Raw genomic sequence first — 16,132 nt, 5'->3', positions numbered from 1 at the left:
AGGGTGACGTCCGTCAGAGCCCGTACGACTCGAGGAAGCGCAGCCAGACCTCGCTCACCGTCGGGTACGCGGGTACGGCGTGCCACAGCCGGTCGAGCGGCACCTCCCCCACGATCGCGATCGTGGCCGCGTGGAGCATCTCGCCCGCGTCGGGCCCCACGAACGTGGCCCCCACCAGGACACGCCGCTCGGTGTCGACGAGCACCTGGGCCTGGCCGGCGTACCCCTGGCCGGCCACGGTGGCACCGGCCACCCAGGACAGGTCGTACGACACCGCCCGTACGGGGAGCCCGGCCTCGCGCGCCTCGCGCTCGGTGAACCCGACCCACGCGACCTGCGGCCGCGTGAACACCACCTGAGTACGCGCGACGTGGTCGGCGGTCGCCGCGTACCGCGTCCAGCGAGAAGCCTCCTGCCCGACGCCGGGGGCCTCCTCTCCCCGCGTCGGCGCCTCCTCCCCGCCGCCGCTCCCGTACCGTGCCGCGATCACGTCTCCCGCCACGCGCGCCTGGTACTTGCCCTGGTGGGTGGTGGGCGCGCGTCCGGTCACGTCGCCGCAGGCGTAGAGCCAGCCGCCCGGCACGCCGCGCACCTGCATCGACTCGTCGACGTCCAGCGGGCCGTCGGGCTCGAGCCCGACACTGTCGATCCCGAGGTCGCCGGTCCGGGGAACCCGGCCGGTGGCGACGAGGAGCTCGGCCGCGGTCACGGTGTCGTCGGACCCGCCGTCTGTCCCCGAGTGCGTCACCGTGACGATCCCGTCAGCGGTCCGCTCCACCGACCTCGCCTCGACGCCGAGGCGCACGTCGACGCCCGCCTCGCGCAGGGACGCCGCGACAGCCTCTCCGGCGAACGGCTCGGCCGCGCCGAGCAGCCCGCCCCGCGCCAGGATCGTCACCCGGGAGCCGAGGTCGGCGAAGGCGGTGGCCATCTCGGTCGCCACGACGCCCCCGCCGAGCACCACGAGCGACTCCGGGACGTCCTTGACGCCGGTCGCCTCCCGGCTGGACCACGGCTCGGCCCCGACGATGCCCGGCACGTCGGGGAGCACAGGGATGCTCCCCGTCGCTGCGACGACGGCGTGGCGGGCGCGCAGCAGCCGCGTGCCCTGCCCAGCCCCCGCGGAGGGCGACTCGCCCGACCCGGGCGCCGCGTCGCCGTCGGGCAGCGAGACCTCCACGAGGCGCTCCCCGGTGAGCCGCGCGTGACCCCGGACGAGCGTGAGGCCCGCGCCCTCGACCCACTCGACCTGGCCCGCGTCGTCCCAGTCGTGCGTCACCTCGTCGCGCCAGGCCAGGACCGCCGCCGGGTCGGGCGCACCCGGGTCGGCGAGGCCCGGCACGTCGCGCGCCAGCGCCCGGACCGCCCCCGGGCGCAGCAGCACCTTGGAGGGCATGCAGGCCCAGTAGGAGCACTCGCCCCCCACCAGCTCGGCCTCGACGAGCGCGACCGTCAGGCCGGTACGGGAGGCGCGGTCGGCGGCGTTCTCCCCCACGGGGCCGCCACCGATCACGACGACGTCGAAGAGCTCCTCAACAGGGTCCATCCCGCCATCCTGCCGCGCCGCGGCCTGGTTCACCACGCCCAGGCCGCGCACGTCGTCGGGCACCGCGGGCTGTCCGCTTCGAGAACGCCATCAGGTGCTGCTTCCGCGGGGGAGGCGGCACCTGATGGCGTTCTCGAAGCGGACCTCCGGGTCAGGCCAGGCCCGCGCGGCGCAGGGCCTCCGCCATCGCCGTGTTCGCCGGCGCTGCCTCGCGGCCGCCGCGGCCACCCGAGCCACCGGAACCACCCGGGCGCCCGTCGCGACCGCCTCGCGGGCCGGAGCCGTCGCGGCGTCCGCGACCGCCGTCGCCGCGCCCGCCGCCGGAGCCGCCAGAGCCGCCCGCACCCGAGCCCGAGCCCGTGCCCGTGCCGCCGGCCGGGACCACCGACACCTCGTCGTCGAGGCGGAGCGTCAGCGCGATCCGCTTGCGGGGCAGGTCCACGTCGAGGACCTTCACCTTCACGATGTCGCCGGACTTCACGACCTCGCGCGGGTCGTTCACGAACGACTTCGACATCGCCGACACGTGGACCAGGCCGTCCTGGTGCACGCCGACGTCGACGAACGCGCCGAACGCGGCAACGTTGGTGACCTGGCCCTCGAGGATCATGCCGGGGACCAGGTCGGACAGGGTCTCCACGCCGTCCGCGAAGGAGGCCGTGGTGAACGCGGGACGCGGGTCACGGCCCGGCTTCTCCAGCTCGGCGAAGATGTCCGTGACGGTCGGCAGACCGAACGTGGAGTCCACGAACTCCGTCGGCTTCAGCGTGCGCAGGGCGCCCGCGTTACCCATGAGCGACCGGACGTCCGCCCCGGCCGCCGAGACGATCCGGCGCGCGAGAGGGTAGGCCTCGGGGTGCACCGACGACGCGTCGAGCGGCTCGTCGCCGCCCGTGACCCGGAGGAAGCCGGCGCACTGCTCGAACGCCTTCGGGCCCAGGCGGGGCACCTTCTTCAGGGCCGCGCGGGAGGGGAAGGCGCCGTTCGCGTCGCGGTAGGCGACGATGTTCTCCGCCAGGCCCGTGGTGATGCCGGAGACGCGGGCGAGCAGCGGCACGGACGCCGTGTTGAGGTCCACGCCCACACCGTTCACGCAGTCCTCGACCACCGCGCTCAGCGAGCGCGACAGCTTGGTCTCGGTGATGTCGTGCTGGTACTGGCCCACGCCGATCGACCTGGGGTCGATCTTCACGAGCTCTGCCAACGGGTCCTGGAGCCGGCGCGCGATCGACACGGCACCGCGGATCGACACGTCGAGGTCGGGGAGCTCGGCCGACGCGTACGCCGACGCCGAGTACACCGACGCCCCGGCCTCCGACACCACGGCCTTGGTGAGGCCCAGCTGTGGCGCCTTCTTGATGAGCTCGGCCGCGAGGCGTTCCGTCTCGCGCGAGGCCGTCCCGTTGCCGATGGCGATCAGGTCGACGTTGTGCTTGGCGCAGAGCGCGCCCAGCTTCGCGAGCGACTCGTCCCAGCGGTTCGCGGGCACGTGCGGGTAGATCGTGTCGGTGGCCACGACCTTGCCCGTGGCGTCCACGACCGCGACCTTCACGCCCGTGCGCAGGCCCGGGTCAAGGCCCATCGTGGCGCGGGTGCCTGCCGGGGCGGCCAGCAGCAGGTCACGGAGGTTCGCCGCGAAGATGCGCACCGCCTCGTCCTCGGCCTCGGAGCGCAGCCGCAGGCGGGCGTCGATGCCGAGGTGGACCAGGATGCGCGTCCGCCAGGCCCAGCGGACGGTGTCCACGAGCCAGCGGTCCGCCGGGCGACCCTGCGCCGCGACGCCGAACCGGCGCGCGATCTCGCCCTCGAAGCTGGACGGGACGCCGGGCTCGGTGGGCTCCTCCGGCTCGATCGTCAGGTCGAGCACGTCCTCCTTCTCGCCGCGGAACATGGCGAGGACGCGGTGCGACGGGAGGCCCGCCAGCGCCTGCGAGAAGTCGAAGTAGTCGGCGAACTTGGCGCCGGCCTCCTCCTTGCCCTCACGGACCTTGGACACCATGCGCCCGGTGGTCCAGAGCCGGTCGCGCAGGGTGCCGATGAGGTCGGCGTCCTCCCCCATGCGCTCGATCAGGATGGCACGGGCGCCGTCGAGCGCCGCCGCGGTGTCGGCGACCTCGCCGGTCACGTAGGGTGCGGCCGCGTCGGCCGGGTCGAGCGACGGGTCGGTCAGCAGCGCCAGCGCGAGCGGCTCGAGCCCGTTCTCGCGGGCGATCTGCGCCTTGGTGCGCCGCTTCGGCTTGAAGGGGAGGTAGATGTCCTCGAGCCGGGCCTTGGTGTCGGCGGTGAGGATCTGGGTGCGCAAGGCGTCGTCGAGCTTGCCCTGCTCCTCGATCGACGCCAGGATCGCCGCCCGCCGCTCCTCGAGCTCCCGCAGGTAACGCAGCCGCTCCTCCAGCGCGCGGAGCTGGATGTCGTCGAGCGTGCCCGTCACCTCCTTGCGGTAGCGCGCGATGAAGGGCACCGTCGCGCCCTCGTCCAGCAGGCCGACCGCGGAAGCCACCTGCGACTCCCTCACGCCCAGCTCGTCTGCGATGCGCCGGTTGATGCTCAGCACTGTCCGTTACCTCACCTTCCTGCGAGTCCCGACGCATCCTGCCAGCCCGCTCGCGGGGTTGTCGCATCGGCGGCGAGCGGCTCCCGTGTTCGGCAGGAGCGAAACGCCCGAATCGAACCACCCGAACTGGCGTTCGGAGTTATAACGTGGTCGGCATGCCGATCGAGTTCCGCGCCGTCCGGAAGGTCTATCCCGACGGCACCGTCGCGGTGGACGACTTCAGCCACCATGTGCCGTCGCACAAGACCGTGGCCCTCGTCGGCTCGTCCGGGTCCGGCAAGACCACGCTCCTGCGGATGGTCAACCGGATGGTCGACCCCTCGTCCGGCTCCGTCCTGATCGACGACGAGGACGTGCGCACCCTGGACCCGGTCGTGCTGCGGCGGTCGATCGGCTACGTCCTCCAGGCCGGAGGCCTGCTCCCGCACCGCACGGTGCTCGACAACATCGCGACGGTCCCCGTCCTCTCCGGCACCCCACGGCGGGCCGCCCGCACGGCGGCCACGGAGCTCCTCGAGCGCGTAGGCCTCGACCCCTCGCTCGGCCCTCGCTATCCGTCCCAGCTCTCGGGCGGGCAGCAGCAGCGGGTCGGCGTCGCACGCGCCCTGGCGGCCGACCCGAACATCCTGCTGATGGACGAGCCGTTCGGCGCCGTCGACCCGATCGTGCGGCGCGAGCTGCAGGACGAGCTGCTCCGGCTCCAGGCCGAGCTGGGCAAGACGATCGTGCTGGTCACGCACGACATCGACGAGGCGTTCCGCGTCGGCGACGAGGTGGTGGTGCTGCGCGAGGGCGGGCGCGTCGCCCAGGCCGGCACCCCCAGCCAGATCCTGACCCACCCCGCCGACGACTTCGTCCGGGACTTCGTCGGGGCCGACCGCCCCGAGAGGCTGCTCACCACGGTGGAGGTGGACGGCCGGCGTCTCGTCGTCGACGCGAACGGCCGCCCGGCGGGAGTGCTCTCGCCATGACCTGGCTCAGCTCGGCCTGGCCGCAGGTCGTCGACCTGACCGTGCGGCACCTGGCGGTCTCGGCCCCCGCCATCCTCCTCAGCATCGTGCTGGCCGTGCCCCTCGGGCGGATGGCCCAGCGCTCCCCCCGCGCAGGCGGTGCCCTCCTGAGCGCAGCGAGCGTCCTCTACGCCGTCCCCGCCCTCCCGCTGCTGATCGTCGTCCCGGTGGTCCTGGGGATCCCGCTGCGGTCGCCCGCGACGCTGGTCGTCGCCCTGACCGTCTACGGCACGGCGCTCCTCGTCCGCACCGCCGCCGACGCGTTCTCGTCGATCAGCGATCCCGTGCGCCAGGCGGCCGTCTCCCTCGGCCACTCCCCGCGCGCGCTGTTCTGGCGGGTGGAGCTGCCCCTCGCCGTGCCGGTGCTCGTCTCCGGGGTCCGGGTGGTCACGGTGAGCACCGTCGGCCTGGCGACGATCGGTGCCCTCGTTGGCATCCCGAGCCTCGGCTCCCTGTTCACCGACGGGTTCCAGCGCGGCATCACCGCGGAGGTCGTCACGGGCATCGTCACGACCGTCGCCCTCGCGCTCGTGCTCGACGCCGCCTGCCTGCTCGCGGGCCGGGCGCTCACGCCCTGGACGCGGGTCGGCGTGGCCCCCTCGCTGGGCATCCTGCCCCGGCCCGGCGGCCCCCGGCCGACGGCGGGCCGTGGTGCCACAGGCATCCCCGCCACCGCGGAGGCGGCGCGATGAACCTCTTCGCCGAAGCCCTCGCGTGGCTCGCCGACCCGGTCCACTGGTCCGGTCCCAGCGGGATCGCGGCCCGCCTCGCCCAGCACCTCGCCATCACGGTGGCCGTCGTCGCGGTCTCCGCGGCCGTCGCGATCCCCGTCGGGGTCCTCGTGGGGCACACGCGCCGGGGACGCGGCGTCGTCGTGGCGGTCGCGGGTGCGGCTCGCGCCGTCCCCACGCTGGGCCTGCTGACGATCCTCGGCCTGATGATGGGCATCGGGCTGCAGGCGCCGCTCGCCGCGCTGGTCGTCCTCGCGATCCCGTCGCTCCTCGCCGGCGCCTACGCCGGCGTGGAGGCGGTGGCGCCCGACGTCGTCGACGCCGCCCGCGCGTCCGGGATGAGCGAGGCGCAGGTGGTCCGCCAGGTCGAGCTGCCGCTGGCGATGCCGGTGCTGCTCGGCGGCGTCCGCGCCGCCACGCTGCAGGTCGTCGCCACGGCCACCCTCGCCGCCTACGTGTCGGACACCGGGCTCGGGCGCTACCTCTTCGCCGGGCTCAAGACCCGCGACTACCCCCAGATGCTGGCCGGTGCGCTGCTCGTCATCGCGCTGACCCTCGTGCTCGAGGCCGTCCTGGCCTCGATCCAGCGTGCCGCCGCACGGGCCGCGGCGCCCACGCACGCACGTCGCGCACCCGCGTGACGAACGAAAGGACACGGATGAACCGCCACACCCTCCGCACGGGCGTCACCACCCTGCTCGGAGTCGCGCTCCTCGCGGGGTGCTCGTCCGAGGACCCTCTGGCCGAGGAGCCGGCCGGCGACGCCGGCGAGACCATCGTCATCGGCTCCCAGGACTACTACTCCAACGAGATCATCGCCGAGATCTACGCACAGGCCCTCGAGGCGGGCGGCTACACGGTCGAGCGCGAGTTCCGCATCGGACAGCGCGAGGCCTACCTCCCGGAGATCGAGTCAGGGAGCATCGACCTGTTCCCCGAGTACACGGGGCCCCTCCTGCAGTACTGGGTCCCCGACACGTCGGCGCGCCTGGCCGACGACGTCTACGCCGAGCTCGGCGAGTCGACCCCCGAGGGCCTGCGCGTGCTCGAGCAGTCACCGGCGACCGACCAGGACGCCTACGTGGTGACGAGCGAGTTCGCCGACCAGTGGGGGCTGACCACGATCGACGACCTCGCCGAGGTCACCGAGCCGCTCACCCTCGGCGGCAACTCCGAGGGCGAGACCCGGCCCAACGGTCCCCGCGGCCTGGCCGACACCTACGGCATCGAGGTGGGCTACACGCCCATCGAGGACAGCGGTGGCCCGCTCACCGTCAAGGCGCTCGAGGACGGTGACATCCAGATGGCCATCATCTACACCGCCGACCCGTCGATCCAGAAGAACGGGCTCGTCGCGCTCGAGGACACCAAGGGCCTGTTCCTGGCGTCCCACGTGGTGCCGCTCGCCAGCGACGACGTGGACGAGGAGGCCGCCGCGATCATCGACGAGATCAGCACCACGATGACGGCCGAGGAGCTCGTCGGCCTCAACTCGCGCAGCGTCGAGGAGCAGCTCCCGGCCGCGACCATCGCGACCGACTGGCTGGAGGAGAACGGCCTGGTCTGACCGGCCGCTCTCCAGCCCGCCGAGGTAGTGCCTTCGTCCGACCAAGGCACTACCTCGGCGGAGGGGCGGCGGACCGTCGGGTCAGACCCGGACGTACTCCAGGTCCGTGATGGCCCGTCCGGCGGCGTGCGCCTTGCGCTCGAAGCTCGTCAGGACCCGCCCCGGGAACCGCGGGGCGGTGCGGCCGGCGCCGTGCGCGTTGCGGAAGTGGCCGGACGCCTCCACGACCGCGATCATCTGCTCCGCGTACTCGGCCCAGTCCGTCGCCAGCCGCCACGTCCCGCCCGGCCGCACCGCGCGGGCGGCCAGCTCGGCGAACGACCCGTTGACCAGGCGGCGCTTGTGGTGGCGCGACTTGTGCCACGGGTCCGGGAAGAACACCCACAGCTCGTCCAGCGACCCTGCGGGCAGCGCGGTGTCCAGGAGCTCCGCGGCGTTCGCCTGGACCAGGCGCAGGTTCGGGAGCCCTTCCTGACCGAGCTCGAGGCCCGCGCGCTCCGCGCGGACGACGGTCTGCGCCAGGCCCGGCTCGTAGACCTCGACGGCGAGGAAGTCACGGGCGGGGTCCGACGACGCGGCGGCCGCGACGCACTCCCCCAGCCCTGAACCGATCTCCAGGACGAGCGGCGCCGTCCGGCCGAAGGCTTGCGGGACGTCGAGCGACCACGTCAGCTCCACCGAGGTGCGGGCGACGGCCCGCGGCACGTCGATCACGTACGCGTCCCCCCGGGCGTCCCAGGCACGCTGCTGCTTGTCCGTGAGCCTGCCGCTTCGACGCACGAACGAGACGGGCTGCTTGCGGAAGCGGGACAGGTCGGGGGGCGCGGTCTGGCTCACGCTTCAAGGGTACGGGCGCGGCACCCGTGCCCTGCGAGACCTACCCCGCCGGGCGCAGGGTGACGGTGTAGCTGAGCGCCGTCACACCGCCCTGGCCCGCCGAGACCACGAGGACCTGGTAGTCGTCCTTCTCGAGCAGCCCCATCCCGGTCATGCCCTCGGGCTCGGCGAATCCGGCCGCCGTGAGCGCGTCGCGCGCGGCGGTGGTGGCCTCGTCGGCGGTGCCGTCGTACTCCATCGCGACGATCCACACCTTGCCGCCGTCCGTGTCGTTGCCGACGCCGTGCGAGATCTTCCCGTCGACGAGCGGGACCACGTCGGCAGGGAAGTCCGCCGGGAGGCTGCCGTCCGTCTCGACGTCCACGTCCGCGCCGGTCTGCTGCTCGACGGCGTTCTCGACCGCCCCGTCCACCAGGTCCTGGGGGCTGCAGGCGCCGAGGGCGGCGGCGACCGCGGCTGCGGCGAGGACGACGACGATCCGACGCGCAGGGCGCGCAACACTGCGATTCATGGGTCGAGCGTCCCATGGGCCCGCGATCGCCCGCTCGCTCATATGGGGTGAAATGCCGCGCGGGCCGAAGGGTGACCGCGCACCTCAGGTAGCCGGCCGGGAGGCCGGCTCGTCCCAGTCGATCCGGTGGTCGGTCACCCAGTCGTGCGTGGTCCGCGCCGCCGCCCTGCCGACCAGCGGGAGGATCACGTGGTCGCGCAGGGCCCGGGTGAGCGGGTTCGGGATCTTCTGGTTGGACGTGCGCTTCGCCTGCGCGATGAGTCTCTCCACCCGGCGTCGGCGCGCGGCCTCGAAGCCCGCGAAGCCGGTAGCCGGGTCGTCGTGGTCGCGGAGGAACCGCGCCAGCAGCACGCCGTCCTCGATCGCCAGGGAGGCCCCCTGCCCGGAGGTGGGCGAGATGGCGTGGGCCGCGTCCCCGATCAGCCCGACCGGCCCCCGCCGCCAGACCGGCACGGACGGCAGGTCGAGGGTGTTCCACGGCGGGATGATCTCGGGCGAAGCAGCGATCAGGTCGAGCGCCGGGCTGTCGTCGTCGGCGAACAGCCTCACGAGCTCCGACCGCCAGCGCTCAGGCGTCCAGACCGCGAGCTCCTCCGGGCTCGCCGCGCGGGATCGCGGCACGTTGGCGAACCACCAGACGTCGCCCGGGCCGCGGTGGGCGTAGGCGAAGAAGGCCCGCCGGCCGAAGACCATGGTGAACATCCCCGTGGGCGTGTCGACCTCGACGCCCGACGCGTAGCCCCCGGTGTTCAGGAGGCCCGTGTAGCGGGGCGGCGGGCAGTCCGGGTCGAGGATGGCCCGCGTCCGGGAGTGCAGGCCGTCCGCGCCGACGAGGACGTCTCCTTCCGCTGTGGTGCCGTCCGCGAACGAGGCGACCACGACGCCGTCGGGCCGCGTGGTCGCGTCGACGAGCCGCTTGCCGAACTCGAGCGGGACGCCCCGCCGCGCCGCCTCGTCGCGGAGTCGGACGTAGAGGTCCGAGCGGCGCACGGTCTGGCTCACGGCGCCGTCGCGCCCCATCGGCAGCCGCGCGAGGACCCTGCCGGAGGACCCGCGGAGCTCCAGAGCGGGGGTGTCGAAGCCGCCGAGCTCCCGGGGGTCGATCCCCAGGATCCTCAGGGCGGCGAGCCCGTTGGGGGCGAGGTTGAGGTAGGCGCCGACGCCGTCCGCGGTGCGGTGGTACGCCTCGAAGACCGTCGCGTCGATGCCCGCCTTCTGCAGGGCCATGGCGGTCACGGGCCCGGTGATGCCCGCTCCGATGATGATCGCTCTCATGTAAATACCATAAAATGGCTAACCATAATCTGGCAAGCCTCGGCGAGGTCTCGTCGATAGGCTGGACGCCGTGACCCTCGACTCCCGGCCGCGTTCCCCCCTCGCCATGGTCCTGCTGGCGCTGCTGGCCGAGGAGCCCATGCACGCGTACCGGATGCAGCGGCTCATCAAGACGCGGCGCAAGGACGACGTCGTCAACGTGGCGCGCAGCAACAGCGTCTACCAGGCGATCGAGCGCCTGGTCCGGGACGGGCTCATCGAGGTCCATGAGAAGCGGGCGGCCGACACGGCACCGGCCCGGATCGTCTACGCCCTCACGGCGACCGGCCGCGACGCGCTGCGGCGCTGGATGGACGCCGCCCTCGCCACGCCCGCGCGCGAGTTCCCGGAGTTCCGGGCAGTACTCGCGGTGCTCGCCATCACGGCGCCCGACCTGGTCCGGGTCCGGCTCGAAGAGCGCGCCGCCGCGCTCGAGGTTGCCCTGGAGCAGGCCGCGCACGAGGCGGCGTACGCCCAGGAGCTGAGCCTGCCCCGGGTGCTCATGCTCGAGCACGAGCACTTCGTCACCGTCACACAGGCTGAGCTGGGATGGGTCCGGCAGGTGGTCGCCGACCTCCGCACGGGCTCCCTGACCTGGGACACCAAGGAGATTCTGGCGTCGCGACCGCCGGACTGACCGCCGACCGATGAGTTCCCCGTGCGGCCGTCGTCTCTTCTCCCAGGGGCACAGCAGTGCCCGGCCGGTACAGCCCGAGGAGCTCACGATGTCCGAGAAGAAGACCGCCACGCTCGACGTTCCGGGCGCCGTGCTGACCTACGACGTGCGGCCGGCGGAGTCGGCGGGCGACGAGACTCCCCTGGTGCTCATCGGCTCGCCGATGGGCGCGGAAGGCTTCGCCACGATGGCCGGGCACTTCACCGACCGCACGGTCGTCACGTACGACCCGCGCGGGATCGAGCGGAGCACCCTCGAGCCGGGCGCCGCCCCCGCCACGCCCCACACCCACGCCGACGACCTGCACCGCCTCGTCGCCGAGCTGGGCGCCGGCCCGGTGGACGTCTTCGCGTCGAGCGGCGGCGCCGTGAACGCCCTCGCGTGGGTCGAGGCCCACCCGGGCGACGTGCGCACCCTCGTCGCCCACGAGCCGCCCGTCCCCCGCGTGCTGCCCGACGGCGACGCGGCCCACGCGGCGATGCTCGGCATCCACCAGACCTACCTGAGCAAGGGCCTCGGCCCCGCGATGGCGCAGTTCATCGCGATCGTGACCCACGAGGGCCCGATCCCGGAGGGCTGGGTGGAGCAGAACACGCCCGACCCCGCCATGTTCGGGCTGCCGACCGAGGACGACGGGTCGCGCGACGACCAGCTCCTCGGCGTCAGCCTGAGGACGCTCCCCGACTACGTGCCGGACGCCGACGCCCTCCGCTCGGCCCCCACGCGCGTCGTCGTCGCGCGGGGCGAGGAGTCCGGCGCCCAGCTGGCCGCCCGCGGGGCCGACGCCGTGGCCGCGCTGCTCGGCACGGAGCCCAGCGTCTTCCCCAGCGACCACGGCGGCTTCCTGGGCGGCGAGTACGGCCAGACGGGTAAGCCCGACGCCTTCGCCGCCCGCCTGCGCGAGGTGCTCTGAGCGGCGGGCGACGGGCCCGCACCAGAGCTTCTGACAACTCGGGGGCTTCAGCCCGGGGGCGACGAGCGGGCCGGCGTCGGACAGGGGGCCCGACGCCGGCCGCTCGCCTCGGCGACCAGGTCGCCGAGGCTGTGGCTACTTCTTCGGGGCCGTCGTGAAGTACGACGGCGACGCCGTCGTCACCCCGCCGCCCGTGCTGCGGGCGGTGACGATCCACGCGTAGGTGGTGCCGGGCTGGAGGCCGGCCCACTGGACGGTGGCCGCCGAGCCGGAGGCCGCCGTGGCGGACCCGATCACCGACACCGGGTCGTAGACCACCACGGAGTCCGTGGTGAACGACGTGGTGCGCGACGTGAGGTCCACGGGGAGCACCATGTTGTCCTCGAGGCCGTTGTACTTCTGGTCCTCGTCGTACTCGGTGGCGCCGAACTCACCGAGCATGGGCGAGTAGGTGTCCACGATCATCTCGCCGCGGTCCACGTCGAACTGGAGCATCCGGAAGAACGACGCGCCGAGCCGCAGCCGGGTCGCCGGGTCCTCGTAGTGCTCGCCCAGGCCCACCTGGCCCGCGGGCACCGTGTAGAACTGGTAGTCCGCGAGGAGCTCGACCACGCCGTGGCCCACATCGCCCACCTGCGGCTTCACGTTGGTACCCACGCCGTGGCGGTGCCCGGCGAGGATGAGGAACACGTTCGGGTTGTCCTCCACCACCGTCTTGTAGAGCATCGGGCCGTCCGTCCCGCCGTACGCGGCGCCGCGACCGTCGGGCGCGCTGGACGGCTCGAGGTAGTCGTGCGTGAGCACGATGGCGTTGCGGTCCGAGAACCGCTTGAGGATCGAGTCGGCCCACTCGGCCTCGTCGCGCGTCACGCCGTAGGACAGGCCCACCACCACGAAGTCGAGGCCACCGGCCGAGAAAAGGTCGTAGTGGTTCTCGTTGTCGCCCTCGCGCCACGGGCCGCCGTACTCGGCGTGCTCCCACTCCTGCGAGAGTGCCGCGTACCGGTCGGGGCCGAAGTACTCGTTGTACAGCGTCCCGTCCCGGCCTGACTGGTTGTCGTGGTTGCCCGCGACCACGCCGTTCGGCACGCCCGCGTCGTCGAGCACGCGCTGCTGCGCGGACGAGAACTCGAACTCGCCCACGGCCTGCTGCGCCAGCTCGGGCGTGGCCGGCGGCCGGATGTTGTTCTCGGTGATGTCGCCGGTGTGTGCCACGTACGAGATCTTGCGGTCCTCGGCGTTCTGGGCGACCCAGTCCACGATGCCGGAGTAGGCGGACGCCCAGACGGCGCGCTCCTCGGCGGTGTCGTGCTCCACGGCGCCCTCCGACAGGTACTGCGTGTCGGTGAGGTGGACGATCGAGAAGTCGTAGTCCTCGGGGTCCGCGAACCTGTCCGGGTCGCCGGGCTCGATGTCGTCGGCGAAGGGGTCCTCGCCCGTGACCAGCACGTGCACCTGCTGGCCGTCCACGTGGGCCGCGGGGTCCACCGCCGCCTCGAGCACCGTGGCGCCCTCGACGGCGCCGCGCGCCCGGCCTACGAGGTCCCAGGCGCCGGCCACGACGTCCCACGCGTACAGCGAGGCGAGACGCTCGGGGTCGACCGTCCCCTCCCAGCGCAGCACCGGAGCCTCGACGCCGCCCTTCACCTGGACGTCGAAGCGCTGGTAGGTGACGTCCCGTCCGGCGGGCGCCGCGAGCGACTTCCCGTCGCCGGGGGCCAGGTCCTGGGTGCGGCCCAGGTTCTTCTCACCCGGCACGACCAGCGTGGTCGGCACGTCCTCGGAGGTGCCGGACCAGGCCTGGTTCGGGGTGAGGATCTCAGCCTGCGAGAACGTCGCGGTGACGTCCCCGCCGTCGGGCTCGGCCACGGTGGCCGAGAGGGTGACGGTGCCCTGCTGGTCGGTCGCGCCGACCGCGGGGGCGAGGTCGGCGGGCACGTCGGGGATGCCCGCGCTGGAGAAGCGGACCTCCCGCGTGGCCGCGTTGCCCAGGCCGTCCGTGGCGGACACGGCGAGCACGTGCTCGCCGGCCGTCAGGCCCGGACCCACCAGGTCGCCGAGAGCCACGGCGGCGCCGTCGAGCGTCACGTCCGGCCCGGAGACCACGCCGGACGCGTCCTCGAGGGTGACCGCGAGCGGCGCGCTCGAGCTGAGCACCTCGCCCGCCGCGGGAGACGACGACGCCACCACAGGGGCGCTGTTGTCGGTGAAGAGGGTGCGCGTGGCGGTCTCGCCCGTGGTCGACGTCGCCGCGACCTCGTGCCGGCCGTCCGCAAGGCGCGTCGTGTCCACGTCCGCGCGGAGGCCGCGGGCCTCGGCGTCGACGAAGAAGGCGAGATCCACCTCGGTCATCGGGTTCACGCTGCTGCCGCAGTTGCCGTCGCCCATGGCGTAGCTGCTCAGCACGGCCGCCTGCGTGGCGGTGCCCTGCGCGGGGGTGAGCGTCACGGCCGACAGCGAGTAGTCGTCGCGGTTCTGGCCGCAGGAGCCCGGGAAGGTGCCCGTCACCACGTCGACCCGGTTCCAGCCCGGGCTGAGCAGCCCGTTCGGGACGGTGATCTCGACGCGCTCGCTGACGTAGTTGCGGTCGTCGATGAAGATCTGCTCGCCGTTGACCAGGAGGTAGCTGTGGTACCGGGCCTCGATCGAGTTGGTGCCGACGGTGAACGCGAGCGTCGCGTCCCCGGCGCCGAGGGCGGGCTGGACGTGCACGGCCGGGGCGTCGATCGTCCAGGTGTGCTCGATCTCGCGCGGCGCGCTGCTGCTGCCGCAGTTCCCGTCGCCCAAGGAGTACGACGGCTGCACGCCGTGGCCGGCCACCGTGGCGCCGTCGAGGGCGAGAGCCAGGTTCGAGATGGCGAAGTCGTCGCGGTTGACGCCGCAGCTGCTCTGGTAGTCACCGGTGACGACGGCGATCGTGTTGTCGCCCGGGACGAGGAGCCGGCCGGGGATCGTGATGTCCACGCGCTCGTTCACGTGGTCGCCGCCGAGCTCGACCCGCGCACCGTTGACGAGGAGGTAGTTGTGGTACGCGTCGTCGATCGAGTTGGAGCCCACGTCGAACGAGAACGTCGCGCCCGCGGCACCCAGGGTGGCGGGCGTGGGCGGCTCGGTGCCGTCGATCGTGAGGGACGCGGTGCCGCCCTCGCCGTCGGCCGGAGCCGCGGCGGTGACGATCTGCGTGCCGTTCACGAGCGCGCCGTCCACCGGCGTGACGCGGGGTGCGCCGGCGGGGGCGTTGTTGACGGTCACCGTGTGGGTGGTGGCCGCGCCCGACGCCGTCCGCGCCTCGACCACGTGCTCGCCGTTGGCGAGGGTCGTGGTGTCGACGTCGGCGGAGAGGCCCGTGGTGCCCTGCGGGTCGCCGAGCACGAAGAAGCTCAGCCCGGCCCGCAGCAGGAGGGACGTGTTGCTGCCGCAGCTGCCGTCGCCGAACGCGTAGGAGAACTCGTTCTCCTCACCGTCCGCGATCTCGCCGAGCAGCGTCAGGCCGAAGTCCGACAGCACGAAGTCGTCGTGGTTGCTGCCGCAGCTCGTCGTGATGGCTCCGACGACGACCTCGACGGTGTTCTCGCCGGTGACGAGGTGCTCGTTCGGGATCTCCAGCGTGACGACCTGGCTGGCCGCGTCGCCGAGGTCGACCCGGAAGTCGCCGTTGACCAGCACGTAGCTGCCGTACCGGGCCTCGGTCGAGTTGCTGCCGACCGTGAAGGTCAGCCGGGAGGAGCCCACGGTCGGGGTCGCGCCCGCGACGGGCGCACCGTCGACGGTCAGCGCCGTCACGTCGTCGCCGCCGGTGAACGGCGTCGCCGCCACGGTGGTGGTGCCCTCCAGGAAGGCGCCGTCCGCGGGCACGAGACCCGGGGTGCCCGACGTCGGGGTGGTCGGGCCTGGCGTGAGCGTCGGCCTGGCCTTCGCCTCCTGGGCGGCGGCCTCCGTGGCGGCCTCCGTGGCGGCCGGCGAGGCCGTCGGTCCAGGCGTGGACGCGGCTGCGGCGGCGACTCCGCCGCCGAGCAGCGCGGCGAGCGTCACCGCGGCGACGAGCCCCACCTGCTCTCGGCGGCGAGAACGCCCGCCTCGTCTGGTTGTGGTCGACCGCATGGTCGCACCCGTCCTTCCTGTCGTCATCGAGGGAGGGCGCGGCAAGCGCACCCGACGGGTCACGGTGCACGTACCGGGTGAACATGGGGAGTGCCCCAGGCGACAATCAGGAGAACTGTCGGACACGTCCGACCGGGGGGCGGGGCAACGAGCGCGACCCTTCGACGACCAGGACGTTGTTCCCCGTCTCAGCGTCAAAGGGGGAACAGTTACCTGGTCGTCGGAGGGTCGCGGGCGCCGGTCAGACCCCCGGGCACGCGAAAGGCCCCCGGTGACTGGGGCTATCTAGCGGTCCTCGCAACACCCAGAGTTTTTGGGGGTTGCGAGGACCGTGTCGTCTTCATCGGACGCAGATCAGCTGCGGGTGCGGTT

At 73.2% G+C, this 16,132-nt stretch carries 12 protein-coding genes; 6 read left to right on the top strand and 6 right to left on the bottom strand.

The annotated features are described in order from the left end of the window. Positions 1–13: 13 nt before the first annotated feature. Positions 14–1,546, bottom strand: a complete 1,533-nt coding sequence (locus tag D1350_RS05845; protein WP_125774895.1) for a dihydrolipoyl dehydrogenase family protein — start codon at positions 1,544–1,546, stop codon at positions 14–16. 151 nt (positions 1,547–1,697) lie between these two features. Next, the gene (locus D1350_RS05840; protein ID WP_125774893.1) at positions 1,698–4,100 is read right to left on the bottom strand and encodes a Tex family protein; all 2,403 of its coding nucleotides are present in this window, start codon (positions 4,098–4,100) and stop codon (positions 1,698–1,700) included. A gap of 155 nt (positions 4,101–4,255) precedes the next feature. Here D1350_RS05840 and D1350_RS05835 point away from each other — a divergent pair, with 155 nt between their 5' ends. Genes D1350_RS05835 through D1350_RS05820 form a run of 4 tightly spaced genes read left to right on the top strand, consistent with a single transcriptional unit; the run spans position 4,256 to position 7,408 of the window. Beyond that, positions 4,256–5,071 carry an ABC transporter ATP-binding protein gene (locus tag D1350_RS05835; RefSeq protein ID WP_125774891.1) on the top strand — a complete coding sequence of 272 codons (816 nt, stop codon included), beginning with the start codon at positions 4,256–4,258 and terminating at the stop codon, positions 5,069–5,071. Further along, on the top strand, positions 5,068–5,802 hold the full coding sequence (locus D1350_RS05830) for an ABC transporter permease (protein WP_125774889.1): 735 nt from the start codon (positions 5,068–5,070) through the stop codon (positions 5,800–5,802). The genes D1350_RS05835 and D1350_RS05830 overlap by 4 nt, the downstream gene beginning before the upstream one ends. Further along, positions 5,799–6,482, top strand: a complete 684-nt coding sequence (locus D1350_RS05825) for an ABC transporter permease (RefSeq protein WP_125774887.1) — start codon at positions 5,799–5,801, stop codon at positions 6,480–6,482. Before D1350_RS05830 ends, D1350_RS05825 begins: the two co-directional genes overlap by 4 nt. Before the next feature lie 17 nt (positions 6,483–6,499). Beyond that, positions 6,500–7,408, top strand: a complete 909-nt coding sequence (locus tag D1350_RS05820) for an ABC transporter substrate-binding protein (protein WP_125774885.1) — start codon at positions 6,500–6,502, stop codon at positions 7,406–7,408. An 81-nt stretch (positions 7,409–7,489) separates the two neighbouring features. On the opposite strand, the gene trmB is transcribed toward D1350_RS05820, so the two are convergent. The 3 genes from trmB to D1350_RS05805 all read right to left on the bottom strand — a co-directional run bounded on the left by trmB (position 7,490) and on the right by D1350_RS05805 (position 10,031). Further along, the gene (gene trmB, locus D1350_RS05815) at positions 7,490–8,245 is read right to left on the bottom strand and encodes a tRNA (guanosine(46)-N7)-methyltransferase TrmB (protein WP_125774883.1); all 756 of its coding nucleotides are present in this window, start codon (positions 8,243–8,245) and stop codon (positions 7,490–7,492) included. Between the two features lie 40 nt (positions 8,246–8,285). Next, positions 8,286–8,756, bottom strand: a complete 471-nt coding sequence (locus tag D1350_RS05810) for a hypothetical protein (RefSeq protein ID WP_125774880.1) — start codon at positions 8,754–8,756, stop codon at positions 8,286–8,288. An 84-nt stretch (positions 8,757–8,840) separates the two neighbouring features. Continuing rightward, entirely contained in the window at positions 8,841–10,031 is a 1,191-nt protein-coding gene (locus D1350_RS05805) for an FAD-dependent oxidoreductase (RefSeq protein WP_125774878.1), read from the bottom strand. A gap of 70 nt (positions 10,032–10,101) precedes the next feature. On the opposite strand from D1350_RS05805, the gene D1350_RS05800 reads away from it, so the two are divergent. Both D1350_RS05800 and D1350_RS05795 read left to right on the top strand, forming a co-directional pair. Next, a complete protein-coding gene (locus D1350_RS05800; protein WP_206074438.1) occupies positions 10,102–10,707 on the top strand; it encodes a PadR family transcriptional regulator in 606 nt (201 codons plus the stop codon). A gap of 88 nt (positions 10,708–10,795) precedes the next feature. Continuing rightward, positions 10,796–11,659, top strand: a complete 864-nt coding sequence (locus D1350_RS05795) for an alpha/beta fold hydrolase (protein ID WP_125774876.1) — start codon at positions 10,796–10,798, stop codon at positions 11,657–11,659. A gap of 135 nt (positions 11,660–11,794) precedes the next feature. On the opposite strand, the gene D1350_RS23590 is transcribed toward D1350_RS05795, so the two are convergent. Then, positions 11,795–15,709, bottom strand: coding sequence for a metallophosphoesterase (locus D1350_RS23590; protein WP_164545043.1), 3,915 nt, complete (start codon positions 15,707–15,709; stop codon positions 11,795–11,797). Positions 15,710–16,132 lie beyond the last annotated feature (423 nt).

Source organism: Antribacter gilvus, assembly GCF_003946865.1.
GTDB lineage: Bacteria > Actinomycetota > Actinomycetes > Actinomycetales > Cellulomonadaceae > Antribacter > Antribacter gilvus.
Note: the sequence above shows the minus strand (reverse complement) of the source record. Positions and strands in the feature narration are given on the sequence as shown.

Bases quoted from the DNA above. Each gene is read 5' to 3' on its own strand.
- D1350_RS05825 (WP_125774887.1), top strand. From the start codon at position 5,799: ATGAACCTCTTCGCCGAAGCCCTCGCGTGGCTCGCCGACCCGGTCCAC.
- D1350_RS05830 (WP_125774889.1), top strand. From the start codon at position 5,068: ATGACCTGGCTCAGCTCGGCCTGGCCGCAGGTCGTCGACCTGACCGTG.
- D1350_RS05820 (WP_125774885.1), top strand. From the start codon at position 6,500: ATGAACCGCCACACCCTCCGCACGGGCGTCACCACCCTGCTCGGAGTC.
- D1350_RS05805 (WP_125774878.1), bottom strand. From the start codon at position 10,031: ATGAGAGCGATCATCATCGGAGCGGGCATCACCGGGCCCGTGACCGCC.
- D1350_RS05845 (WP_125774895.1), bottom strand. From the start codon at position 1,546: ATGGACCCTGTTGAGGAGCTCTTCGACGTCGTCGTGATCGGTGGCGGC.
- D1350_RS05810 (WP_125774880.1), bottom strand. From the start codon at position 8,756: ATGAATCGCAGTGTTGCGCGCCCTGCGCGTCGGATCGTCGTCGTCCTC.
- D1350_RS05835 (WP_125774891.1), top strand. From the start codon at position 4,256: ATGCCGATCGAGTTCCGCGCCGTCCGGAAGGTCTATCCCGACGGCACC.
- D1350_RS05795 (WP_125774876.1), top strand. From the start codon at position 10,796: ATGTCCGAGAAGAAGACCGCCACGCTCGACGTTCCGGGCGCCGTGCTG.